Origin of the sequence: Paenibacillus sp. FSL R5-0486 (genome assembly GCF_037975155.1) — a bacterium.
Taxonomy (GTDB): Bacteria; Bacillota; Bacilli; order Paenibacillales; family Paenibacillaceae; genus Paenibacillus; species Paenibacillus amylolyticus.
The window spans coordinates 3,355,292-3,367,102 of the sequence record NZ_CP150237.1 but is presented as its reverse complement, the minus strand read 5'-3'; the positions used below and the strand labels follow the sequence as shown (position 1 = coordinate 3,367,102).

The following is an 11,811-nucleotide window of genomic DNA, read 5'->3' as shown; positions in this document are numbered from 1 at the left end:
AAAATCGCTTTAGTTCAGCTTTGTTTTGTTTGCAAATTAAACTTTTGCTATAATGGTATATCAATCAATGGAGTGCCAGTAAGATGGCTAAGCACATAAATAAATGCAATCCATAATTCACCATGAGTAATGGAGTTGAAGCAATGCTAAAAGTTAATCGGAATGACCAACGCCCGATCTGGCAGCAACTTTTGGATCAAGCGATCCATAATATCACAACCGGGAAATGGCAACCAGGCGAACTGCTACTCCCTTCACGTGAACTTGCTCAATTAATTGGTGTTTCACGCTCAACCATACAGATTGTGTACGAGGAATTATTCAGCCGAGGGTATACGGTAACCTCCCGACGAGCCGGGACAAGAGTTAGTGATTGGACATATGCACCTCGTTCATCAGAAGGCGTCACGATGCAAGGGCCTATTCCGCCCGATCTGCCTACACTAAACGAATCGATTGGTCATCTGCATAGTTGGTTTGGCAATAGAGACAATCGCAAAATAGAAATTGATTTTAATCCCCACGAGCCTTATCTGGATGAAAGTTTCACAAAAGCCTGGAGGCAATCTTTTTTACAAGCTTCTACTGAACCCAATCTGGATCTTTGGGCTTATGGTGATGCCAGAGGGTTATTGGCGTTAAGAGAGCAGATTCAACGTTATTTGTCACTTGAACGAGGCATTCATATCGATGTTGATCAAATCTTGTTAACCTCAGGTGCACAACATAGCATTGATTTAATTGCCCAGGCTCTCTTAAGTGAGGGAGACAGAGTTTCGGTTGAAGATCCCGGCTTCCCTGCCGCTTGGATGGCGATGAAATACCGGCGGATGCAAGTCGATCCCGTTCCGGTTGATGAGTATGGATTATGTGTAGATCATATTCACCCACAGACGAAACTCGTATTTGTCACACCTTCTCATCAATGCGCCGTTGGTGTTATTATGTCGGAGCCACGCAGGCAACAATTGATGCACTTGGCAGCTCATCATCGATATTGGATTGTTGAGGATGACTACGATAGCGAATTTAGGTACCGTGGAGATCCACTTCCAACTATATTTAGTCAGCAACCTCAGAATACGCTTTATATGATGAGTTTTTCCAAAATGGTTGCACCTGGCATTCGACTATCCGCTATCATCGGCCCCAAAATAGCCATCGATCGCCTTACCCAAGTTCATGAATTAACCTATCGTCATCTGCCGATTATGGAACAATTAACGCTAACTCATTTTATTGAGCGTGGTCATTTTATGCGCCATATGAGAAGAGTTCGGAACATATATCGACGCAGACACGAAGTCATGACCAAAGCCATTGTTGCTTCTGGGTTAGGCTCACGATTTACATTAAGTGGTGTGGAAACGGGATTACATATGCTTCTAGAATCTGAAACGTCATTTGACGAAGAAGCGGTGACAAATGCTGCTCTTGATCAAGGTGTACGCGTGTATCCGCTTAGTAGATATTGCTTGGAGAGTCATCGAAAAGGATGGATATTAGGTTTTGCGAAAGTGGATGAGGAGCAGATTGAGGAAGGCATACATCGGCTTGCAAAGATTGTATTATGATGGAGAACATGCTCTGCAATCGGATTCGAAAGGATGTTTTTTGTAATGAAAATTTTAGTGTTAGGAGCCACCGGACGGGTTGGAGGTCATTTCGTCTCCAATGCCCTACGTTCCAATCATCATGTAACTGCACTGGTTAGAAGCCCGGAAAAGGTACAAATCAACGATGACAATTTCGTTCTACATCAAGGAAACGCTTTAGTCAAAGAGGATATTCATCACGCCATACAGGGTGTGGATCTCGTTGTTAGTTCCTTAAGTACCGATGGAACGACTACATTATCGCAATCCATGGGACATATTGTTGAGGCTATGGCTCAGGAGCGTATCAAAAGAATCATTACCATTGGTACCGCAGGAATATTGGAAAGTCGAACGGATCCTGGCTTGCTTCGTTTTCAATCCCCTGAGTCCAAACGTAAGTCCACGCGAGCAGCTGAAGAGCATCTGGAGATGTACAACATTCTGAAGGCTTCAGAGTTAGAATGGACCATCGTGTGTCCTACCTACTTATTTGATGGAGAATCTCTTGGTAAGTACCGGGTTGAGCGCGACTATTTGCCTGACGGTGGAACTTCTATATCTGTAATCGATACTGCGGAGTTTGCTTATCAGCAATTAATGTCTGATGAGTATGTACAGTCTCGTGTAGGTATAGCCTACTAGGGCTGTCTTAAGTTTCAATATAAACAAGCACATTACGAGCCTGCAATTGTTATCCATTAGGAACAATTGCAGGCTCTATTTGTGTCTGCTGTTGAGCTATTTAAGCCCTACATATAGAGGAAATTGCGAAGTGATTTCACGGACACTACCTAATATTTGATTTTTCACATCCGAGTTCTTTGGATTTTTAAAAGCAAGCCCTATCAGCTGAGCAATTTCTTTCATTTCCCTGGCTCCAAGCCCTCTTGAAGTCATAGCCGGAGTTCCAAAACGAATACCGCTTGTAACCAAAGGACTTGCCGTATCGTGAGGAATTGCATTTTTATTCGCCGTAATCCCTACTTCATCCAGTAAAGCTTCGGCTTCTTTGCCTGTAAGGCCCATAGTTCGTAAGTCAACCAACACGATATGATTATCTGTTCCTCCCGATACAAGGGTAAGTCCTTCATTCATTAAAGTTTCTGCCAATACGTTGGCGTTATTCAGAACACCTTCAATATATGTTGTGAACTCGGTTTGCAATGCCTCGCCTAATGCCACCGCTTTCCCCGCGATAACGTGCATGAATGGCCCGCCCTGAGTCCCCGGGAATACAGCTTTGTCTATCGCCTTTGCCCAGGACTCCCGGCACAAAATGGCTCCCCCTCGTGGTCCTCGTAAGGTCTTGTGTGTGGTGGTTGAAACAAAATGGGCATGTGGTACCGGGTTAGGGTGTAAACCTGCCGCAACAATTCCTGCTATATGCGCCATATCTACAAAGAAAAGAGCTCCCACTTCGGCGGCAATCTGGGCAAATAATTCAAACTCAATGGTCCGCGGGTATGCACTTCCACCTGCAACAATCATGCGTGGACGATACTTATAAGCAAGTTTACGTACTTCGTCAAAGTCAATGCGGCCCGTCTGTGCATCGACACCATATGAAACAAAGTTGTAAAACCTACCTGAAAAATTAACAGTACTTCCGTGTGTTAGATGACCACCCTGGGATAGATTCATGCCAAGGATTGTGTCCCCAATCTCAACCGAGGCAAAATATACTGCCATGTTGGCCTGAGAACCGGAGTGAGGCTGCACATTCGCATGTTCAGCGCCAAAAAGTGCTTTAAGGCGGCTATTTGCTATCTCTTCGACTGTATCGACATGCTCACACCCGCCATAATATCTTCTGCCCGGATACCCCTCCGCATATTTATTGGTCAATACCGAACCTGTTGCTTCCATCACAGCTTGACTTACAAAATTCTCTGATGCAATCAGTTCTATCTTATCCCGCTGCCTTCCAAGCTCTTGCTGGACAGCCATTCCTATTACTTTATCTTGCTTCTCCAAATGTTTCATGAACATCTTCCTCTCCATATTACGGTTATTTATTCGTTCCAAGTTGTTTTTTGGGAAATTTACTATTCATCAGTAGATGTGCCATCATTCCTGCAAACAGTCCCCAAAATGCACCACCCACACCAAGCAAAGTCACATTCGCTGCTGTCGCCAAAAACGTAATCAATGCAGTTTCACGTCCCTTAGGGTCCGTTAATGCATTGGCAAGACTGCCACCGATCGTTCCAAGTAAGGCTAATCCCGCTAATGTTGCAATAAAGGTAGCAGGAAGAATCAAAAACAGAGCAGCCAATGTTACGCCAAAAATGCCGACAAAAATATAAAAAACACCACAAGCAATACCTGCAATATACCGCTTCGTTGAATCCTCATGTGCATCCTTTCCTGTACAAATCGCTGCTGTAATAGCTGCCACATTAAAAGCATGTGATCCGAATGGGGCTGCAAGAAGCGAACCCAAACCTGTTACAGCTAAAATAGGATTGGCACTTGTCTTGAATCCATCATTACGCAGAACAAGCATTCCGGGCATATACTGCCCCGTCAAGGTAATAATGAACAGCGGTAAGGCAACGCCAAGTAAGGCGTTTAACGAAAACGCTGGAACAACAAATACAGGCGATGCTACAGCCAATTGGATTGTACTGAAGTCTGTTTTCCCCATGCATATCAAATAAATCAAACCGATTGCCAATATGCCAACAATGGCGTAACGGGAAGTAAACCTTCTTAGCACGATATAGCCTGCAAACAGTACAATCACAAGCAAAGGATCTACCTTCGCCCCTCCAAAGGCCGAAATACCAAACTGTAGTAAAATACCGGCTAACAATCCGGAAGCGATGCCTGGGGGAATAAGTCGAACGAAACGTTCAAACATGCCTGACAAACCTAAAATAATAAATCCGACTGCTGAAATCATGTAAGCGCCAATAGCTTCTGGATAAGGGGTTACCGCTAATGCTGAAACGAGAAACGCCACACCCGGTGTAGACCAGGCTGTAATAATCGGTTCCTTATATCGATAACTGAGCCAAATTCCCGTTACGCCTACCCCAATCGAGATGGACCAAATCCAGGAAGCGGTCATTTCCGGGCTTAAACCAGCCACTTTTGCAGCTTGAAAAACAAGGATAAACGTACCCCCGTAATTAACAATTACGGATATTAAAGCGGCGATCACCGGAGATATCAAATCACGGCCGCGTAACGAAGGGGATGCTGTCTTCATATTTAACACTACCTCTCACTTAATCATCGATGCGTGTGTTTTCATTCCAGTAATACTCGTCCGGTAAATAGCGTTGACCAAATACACTTGTCCCTACACGTATCATTGTAGCTCCTTCTTCAATGGCGACTTGGAAGTCACCAGACATACCCATCGATAAAATATCCATTTCTACGCGTGGAATATTTTTCTCTTTAATCTGTGTACGGATCTGGTTTAACAATCGAAAACAATGTCGTGTTTCTTCGTTTGTCGCATTCAGTTTTCCAATGGTCATTAGACCTTTCACGTTTAATGTCTCGAATTGAGACAACTGTTCTACAAGCTCAACGGCTGTTTCTGGAGAGGCACCAAATTTACTTTCTTCGTAGGACGTATTAATTTGCACAAGAATGTCTAAGGTCTTATTCTCTTTGAGAAGCTGGTTATGTAACGCTTGACCCAGTTTTAGACGATCTACGGAATGGATGAGAGTAACATATTTAACTACGTCCTTTACTTTATTTGTTTGCAGATGTCCGATAAAATGCCATTCCACCTGCTTGCTTTGTTCCATGAGTGGGAATTTGTCTCGGAGTTCTTGAGCTTTGTTTTCTCCAAACAGGACCTCACCTGCTTGAATAGCTATTTGTAATTTCTCTAGCGGTACCGTTTTGGTCGCGAGCAACAACTTGATGTCCTCTATGTTGCGACCTGAAGCCTGGCAGGCCAATGCCATTTGCTGTCTTACAGATTGAAGATTTTCTTCTACTAGATGTTTCATGTCAGCCACCTTCTTTCTATTCCGAACAGGAATGAATCAATGAGATTAGCTCCTCCTTATGTATTGTGAAGACTGTGTGGAACGTCATGCTAGTATAGCAACGCATGGATTGGATATACATATCCAAAAATGCTATTTTGGAACAGTCCAAAACGACAAAGTAGACATTAATTCAATTGGGGTTCCTTTAATACGCTTTTAAAAGTCAATAATCTGATTGATGTGATGCCCGCACGCTTCTTCCAAAATGAAAAAAGCCGCTAAATTAGCGGCTTGGTTTAGTTCTATGTTCATGTCCAAAACGAAAATACATGTTTTATGATGATTTACTCATTCACATTTTCCTTGGTTACCAGCTTCAATTCAGCGGGAATCGATGACTCCACCTGCTTGCCACTGAGCACATCCAGAGCTGCTTGCAGCGCCAGTTGGCCAATCAGTATAGGCTGCTGAGCGACTGTTGCCGTCAATTTCCCATCCTGAATGGATTTGATTGCATCATCATTACCATCGAATCCGATGACCGGAATGTCTTTACCTGAGCTTTGAATCGCTTCAATTGCACCAAGTGCCATCTCGTCATTATGGGCAAATACCGCTTGCACGTCAGGATTACCCTGTAGCAAGTTCTCCATGACATTTAATCCTTTGGACCGATCAAAATCAGCAGATTGTTTGGAAACCACATCAAGTTGCTTGTCAGCCACTTCATGGAAACCTTTACCCCGTTCTCTTGTTGCGGAAGCACCAGGCACACCTTCAAGTTCAATGACTTTTGCTCCCTCACCCAGTTGTTCCACAAAATATTCAGCTGCCATGCGTCCACCTTTAACGTTATCAGATGCCACTAGTGCCGCCACTTCGCCTTTATCTGCGGAGCGATCCAGCGTGATCACAGGAATGCCCACACTATTAGCGGATTGAACCGCTGTGGAGATCGCTGCAGAGTCCGCGGGGTTAATCAGAAGTGCACTAACACCTTGCTGAATGAGATCATCCACATCATTGGTTTGTTTGGCCGAATCGTTCTGCGCATCCACCACGATGACCTGTATTCCCTGTTTTTTGGCTTCAGCCATTACCCCATCCTTCAGTGATACAAAGAATGGATTGTTTAGTGTAGATATCGACAAACCTATTTTCTTCTGTCCATTACTTTTGTTTGGGTTAGGTTTCGCCCATTCCGGTGGCTCCAGAGAGCACCCGGCCAGAACGATGATCATCAGCATACTTATGAGTGTTACAGTCCACTTTTTCATATTCGCTTCTCTCCTTATGCTGTTTTCTTGCGGTCCAGCAGGACGGCAATGGCAATGACGATACCTTTTACAACCATTTGATAAAATGAGTTTACTTCAAGCAAGTTCAATCCATTATTCAACACGCCGATAATCAGAACACCGATCAGTGTACCAACGATGCGTCCGCGTCCTCCAGCAAGACTTGTACCACCCAATACAACTGCTGCGATTGCATCCAGCTCGTAGGATGTACCTGCCGTTGGTTGCGCTGAATTCAAACGCGATGTCAGAATTGCACCTGCCAGAGCAGCGAGCATACCTGTCAGGGAGTAGATCATAATTTTCACGCGATTAACTTTGATACCCGAGATAATGGAAGCTTTCTCATTACCGCCGATGGCGTACGTTTTACGACCAAAAGCCGTTTTATGCAAAACAATCCACAGAATCATGAAGGTAATCAGCATCGTAATTGCAGGTACCGGAATGCCCAGCAGGTAACCGCGGCCAAACAGTTGGAACAACAGGTTATCCCCGAGTCCTGTAATTGGATTACCATTGGTGTACACCAATGTCAGTCCTCTGAATATCGTCATGGTTGCCAATGTAGCGATAAACGGAGCCATTTTACCTTTGGTAATCATTAGTCCGTTCACCATACCCATGACACCACCGAGTGCTGCACCAATAATGATGGACAAGATCGGATCGAGACCAGACAACATCATATTTGCTACAAAAGCACTGGATAAAGCCAGGATTGAGCCGACCGACAGATCAATTCCACCCGTCAGGATAACAAACGTCATACCAAAGGCAATCAGCGCATTAATCGAGACTTGACGCAATAAATTCAAGATATTGAGCGGTTCCAAGAAACTGGGATTCAACACCGATACGATGAGAATAAGAATGATTAAGCCAAGCAGCGGTCCCAATTTTTGTATCACGTTTGAGAAACGGAATCCGCTTTTAGCCGTTTTGTTTTCCTGCATTGTTGTCATATCACTGTCCCCCTGTGGCCAATGTCATAATGTGTTCTTGTGTTGCTACTTCCCTTGCAACCTCGCCACTGATGTGTCCCTCATGCACAACCGCGATCCGATCGCTCATGCCAAGCACTTCAGGCAGCTCCGACGATACCATGATGATTGCAACGCCGCGGTCAGTCAGTTCATTCATTAATTCATAGATTTCGCGCTTCGCCCCGACATCCACTCCGCGGGTAGGTTCATCCAGGATAAGCACGCTCGGTCCGATACCAACCCATTTCGCGATAACCACCTTCTGCTGGTTACCCCCGGATAGATTCCTTGCCGCCGTCTCGGAGGATTGCGTTTTGATCTGTAGACGTTTGATCAGTGTATCTACGAAGTCTTGTTCTTTTGAAGTTGAGATGAAACCTTTGCTTGAGAAACTGAACAGATTTGGCAACGCCATATTCTCGCGAATAGAGAAGTCTAATACCAGCCCTTCATCCTTGCGGTCTTCTGTAATAAACCCGATTCCATGTTTCACTGCATCTGCCGGTTTACGAATGTTCGCTTTTTTGCCGCGGATGAAGATTTCACCGCTATCCAACGTATCCAAACCAAAGATGGTTCTCATGATCTCTGTTCGTCCAGAACCCATGAGTCCTGAGAAACCGAGTATTTCCCCCGCTCTCACGGTGAAGTTAATATTCTCGAATAGACCTTTGCTACTTGCATTCCTTACTTCGAGGACAACTTCACCATAAGAAGGATTCCGGACAGGATAACGCTCGGTAAGTTCACGACCTACCATTTTCCGCACCACTTCATCAAAGCTTGTCTGCGGAATAGCTTGTGTGTCTACCGTTCTTCCGTCACGCATGATGGTAATCCGGTCACAGATCGTGAATATCTCCTCCATTCGGTGAGAAATATAGACGATGGATACGCCTTCCTTCTTCAGCGAGCTGATTACACCAAACAGCTTCTGGATCTCACGCTCCGTAAGTGCTGCTGTTGGCTCATCCATAATGATGACCTTGGCATCTGTCATTAGCGCTTTGGCAATCTCGATCATCTGTTGCTGCCCGACAGAGCACTCTCCCGCAGGACGTTCCAGTGGTATGTCTACGGAAAGCTTGGCGAACTGTTCTTTGGCAAGCGCTTTCATTTGTCTTGTGTTGAGCAATCCGAATGATGATGTCATTTCCTTACCAATAAAGAGATTATCCAGCACCGTCATTTCAGGCCATACATTCAGTTCCTGATGTATGAATGTGATACCCAGTTTCTCGGCTTCCTTCGGACTTGCAAAATAGTTTTCTTCTCCGTCTATGGTGATGGTTCCCTGATCACGCTGATGAAGACCAATCAGGATGTTCATCAGTGTGGATTTGCCGGCTCCATTCTCCCCCATCAGGGCATGAACTTCACCATCCTTTAGTTCAAAATCCACTCCGCTCAGCACCTGATTCGTTCCAAACGCTTTATGAATGTCTTGCATCTGAATGTGCATTACGCAACCTCCTTTTAACCGAAATGGACTCCCGATTGTAAAATGCAATTGGCATAAGGTGTGGCTTCACCTGTGCGGATGACCACTTTCACCTGCCGTGTTAATTCTTTGAATTGTTCGTGGCTGACGGAAGCATCGATTGCTTCTACCCCAAATTTCTCTGTGATGAATTGCATCGCTACGGGATTGCCTTCGCAAATCTCTTCAGCCACAATGACTTTCTCAATGACCATATCTTCAGCGATCGCTTCCACCACTTCGCGAAAACTTGGTGTTCCCAGTTTGAGGGCCAGATCAATTTTGAGTACCCCGTCCGGTACCGGCAGACCTGCATCCGCAATCGCAATCATGTCCGTATGGCCCAGATCAGACAAAATCTTGGAAATGTGACTATTCAACATGCCATTTCTTTTCATTACAAGCTCTCCTCTACTTCATCACGCATCGGCATGCCGCCCTGCGCTCCGAACTTGGTGACGGACAACGATGCAGCCCGATTGGCGAAGCGTATACTCTCTTGTAACGCTTTTCCTTCAGCCAAAGCGACTGCAAATGCGGCGTTGAACGTATCCCCTGCCCCCGTAGTATCAACAGCCTCAACTTTATAAGTTGGGACTAGAATTTCGTCAGTGCCATCAAAGTACCGTACACCTTTACTGCCCTCCGTAATGAACAACTTGTTAGGATACTGACGTAATGCCTGTGCAGGACTCATGCCCTGAAACAAAATCTCGGCTTCATGCTCGTTCGGTGTGATATATGCAGCGTTGTCGATCACTTCTTGCGGCAATGTTCTCGCCGGTGCGGGATTAAGCAGCAGCGGTGTTCCGAATTCTGCACATAATGCACTCACATGCACAACCGTTTCCTCCGGAATTTCCTGCTGAATTAATACGATATCTGCATCGCGGATCACTTCAGCTGCTTCATCGACATATGCAGGAGTGACTTCCCGATTCGCCGCTTCAACCACTACGATACTATTATCACCTTCTGCCAGAATGATATGAGCCGTACCACTTTCTAAATGTGTAACCGGTTTCACATTTTGCGTATTTACAGCATTTGCTCTAAAGTTCTCTACAATATCTTTGCCAAAAGCATCGTCGCCTACCCGGCCGATCATCGCAACCTCGGCACCCAGTCGTGCAGCGGCAACAGCCTGATTGGCTCCTTTGCCACCAGGAACTGTTTTGAAGCTATCACCAAGAACGGTTTCCCCCGCTCCCGGCCGTCTTGACGAAGTAACAACCAGATCCATTGAACTGCTTCCAATTACACATATTTTAGCCATCTGATCTCACCTTTCTCGTAGTGCCCCGTTCGATGAAACTTACGGGCAACTGTATGTTTTTATTCTCTATTGCAGCTTGTTCCACAAGCTGGATAAGTAATCCCGCCGCTTCTCTTCCCATCTCGTATGCTGGCTGACGGATGGTGGACAATGCCGGCGATAACAGGCTGCTCATCGGAATATCATCGAAACCAATCACTTGTACGTCATCAGGAACCTTTCTTCCGATTCGTGATGCCTCATGCAGTACTGCCATGGCTGCGATGTCATTGCTGGCAATGACCCCGTCTGTGTCCGCATATTTCCTGAATAATTCTTCAGCCCATACACCTGCCTCGTTAATTGAAAATGAGGTCGTCTGGATCACCCGGTAGTCTAACCCAGCATCACGGATGATTTCAATCGCCCCTTCAAAACGATCTTGAGCGGGTCTGATCTGTGACGGACCCTGCATAACTGTGATCCGGCGACTGCCGCGTTTGATAATCTCCCTTGCAGCTAGTCTTCCACCTTCCCTGCCATCCGCATACACGGATGGACGATCCAGTGAAGTTCTGTCCAGAAACACAATGGGAATCTTTAGTTTTTCATATATCGAAGAATGAGGGTAGTTCGTTGAAGAGATCACACCAACCACGTTGTTCTGGATAAACGTCTGGATGTAATCCTGCTCCTTCCGTTCTTCCTCGTCACTATTTCCAAATATCAGTCTGTAATCCTGCTCCTGCATCCGATCCTCTACGCCGCGGGCTAACTGCGGGAAGTAAGGGTTCGTAATATCCGGCAACAACAGGCCAATCAGTTTGGACTTGCGTTTATATAATGAGCGGGCCACTTCATTTGGTGAAAAGTTAAGCGCCTTCACTGCATCTTCCACTTTTTTGCGTGTGTCCGCATGAACATAACCTCTATCATTAATGACCCTGGATACGGTGGCTACAGATACGCCAGCCAGTTGAGCTACGTCTTTAATTGTTGTCATAAGTTGCTCTCCTCCATGTGTAACCGGTTACAGACATTAAATTATCATATTATTTTCAATTTGACAAGCGTTTTCATTCTGGAAATTTCTCCAAGTATACATAAAGTGCACTAGAATTCATCTATATCATGGTTTCTTCCTGCCAGGGAGATCGATACTTCATAGACTTAAAGAGGCCATCACTCGATTAAAACTCAGAGTGATGGCACCCAGATCAACATAAAAATCAGCA

11 protein-coding genes are annotated in these 11,811 nt (G+C 45.3%); 2 read left to right on the top strand and 9 right to left on the bottom strand.

From position 1 onward, the window contains the following. Positions 1-143 precede the first annotated feature (143 nt). Complete coding sequence (locus MKY01_RS15105; RefSeq protein ID WP_339286863.1) at positions 144-1,574, top strand: PLP-dependent aminotransferase family protein; 1,431 nt, start codon at positions 144-146, stop codon at positions 1,572-1,574. A gap of 45 nt (positions 1,575-1,619) precedes the next feature. After that, positions 1,620-2,240, top strand: coding sequence for an SDR family oxidoreductase (locus tag MKY01_RS15100; RefSeq protein ID WP_127548490.1), 621 nt, complete (start codon positions 1,620-1,622; stop codon positions 2,238-2,240). Between the two features lie 96 nt (positions 2,241-2,336). On the opposite strand, the gene glyA is transcribed toward MKY01_RS15100, so the two are convergent. From glyA to MKY01_RS15055, 9 genes are all read right to left on the bottom strand, one after another. Next, positions 2,337-3,581 carry a serine hydroxymethyltransferase gene (gene glyA, locus MKY01_RS15095; RefSeq protein ID WP_339286861.1) on the bottom strand — a complete coding sequence of 415 codons (1,245 nt, stop codon included), beginning with the start codon at positions 3,579-3,581 and terminating at the stop codon, positions 2,337-2,339. A 25-nt stretch (positions 3,582-3,606) separates the two neighbouring features. Further along, positions 3,607-4,812, bottom strand: a complete 1,206-nt coding sequence (locus MKY01_RS15090; protein ID WP_101313745.1) for a benzoate/H(+) symporter BenE family transporter — start codon at positions 4,810-4,812, stop codon at positions 3,607-3,609. A gap of 19 nt (positions 4,813-4,831) precedes the next feature. Next, a complete protein-coding gene (locus MKY01_RS15085; RefSeq protein ID WP_315371800.1) occupies positions 4,832-5,575 on the bottom strand; it encodes a YggS family pyridoxal phosphate-dependent enzyme in 744 nt (247 codons plus the stop codon). 326 nt (positions 5,576-5,901) lie between these two features. Then, complete coding sequence (rbsB, locus tag MKY01_RS15080; protein ID WP_036615972.1) at positions 5,902-6,834, bottom strand: ribose ABC transporter substrate-binding protein RbsB; 933 nt, start codon at positions 6,832-6,834, stop codon at positions 5,902-5,904. Positions 6,835-6,848: 14 nt separating this feature from the next. Beyond that, positions 6,849-7,820 (bottom strand): ribose ABC transporter permease, encoded by a 972-nt coding sequence (rbsC, locus tag MKY01_RS15075; protein ID WP_339286858.1) that lies wholly within the window; start codon positions 7,818-7,820, stop codon positions 6,849-6,851. A 1-nt stretch (position 7,821) separates the two neighbouring features. After that, positions 7,822-9,303 (bottom strand): sugar ABC transporter ATP-binding protein, encoded by a 1,482-nt coding sequence (locus tag MKY01_RS15070; protein WP_127548486.1) that lies wholly within the window; start codon positions 9,301-9,303, stop codon positions 7,822-7,824. 14 nt (positions 9,304-9,317) lie between these two features. Further along, a complete protein-coding gene (gene rbsD, locus MKY01_RS15065; RefSeq protein ID WP_339286857.1) occupies positions 9,318-9,719 on the bottom strand; it encodes a D-ribose pyranase in 402 nt (133 codons plus the stop codon). Further along, positions 9,719-10,597, bottom strand: a complete 879-nt coding sequence (rbsK, locus tag MKY01_RS15060; protein ID WP_282321455.1) for a ribokinase — start codon at positions 10,595-10,597, stop codon at positions 9,719-9,721. Before rbsK ends, rbsD begins: the two co-directional genes overlap by 1 nt. Next, positions 10,590-11,579 (bottom strand): LacI family DNA-binding transcriptional regulator, encoded by a 990-nt coding sequence (locus tag MKY01_RS15055; protein ID WP_339286855.1) that lies wholly within the window; start codon positions 11,577-11,579, stop codon positions 10,590-10,592. Before MKY01_RS15055 ends, rbsK begins: the two co-directional genes overlap by 8 nt. Positions 11,580-11,811 lie beyond the last annotated feature (232 nt).

Coding starts and splice junctions, on each gene's coding strand:
- MKY01_RS15085 (WP_315371800.1), bottom strand. CDS start 5,575: ATGAAACATCTAGTAGAAGAAAATCTTCAATCTGTAAGACAGCAAATG.
- MKY01_RS15090 (WP_101313745.1), bottom strand. CDS start 4,812: ATGAAGACAGCATCCCCTTCGTTACGCGGCCGTGATTTGATATCTCCG.
- rbsC (WP_339286858.1), bottom strand. CDS start 7,820: ATGACAACAATGCAGGAAAACAAAACGGCTAAAAGCGGATTCCGTTTC.
- MKY01_RS15105 (WP_339286863.1), top strand. CDS start 144: ATGCTAAAAGTTAATCGGAATGACCAACGCCCGATCTGGCAGCAACTT.
- rbsB (WP_036615972.1), bottom strand. CDS start 6,834: ATGAAAAAGTGGACTGTAACACTCATAAGTATGCTGATGATCATCGTT.
- rbsD (WP_339286857.1), bottom strand. CDS start 9,719: ATGAAAAGAAATGGCATGTTGAATAGTCACATTTCCAAGATTTTGTCT.
- MKY01_RS15100 (WP_127548490.1), top strand. CDS start 1,620: ATGAAAATTTTAGTGTTAGGAGCCACCGGACGGGTTGGAGGTCATTTC.
- rbsK (WP_282321455.1), bottom strand. CDS start 10,597: ATGGCTAAAATATGTGTAATTGGAAGCAGTTCAATGGATCTGGTTGTT.
- MKY01_RS15070 (WP_127548486.1), bottom strand. CDS start 9,303: ATGCACATTCAGATGCAAGACATTCATAAAGCGTTTGGAACGAATCAG.
- glyA (WP_339286861.1), bottom strand. CDS start 3,581: ATGAAACATTTGGAGAAGCAAGATAAAGTAATAGGAATGGCTGTCCAG.
- MKY01_RS15055 (WP_339286855.1), bottom strand. CDS start 11,579: ATGACAACAATTAAAGACGTAGCTCAACTGGCTGGCGTATCTGTAGCC.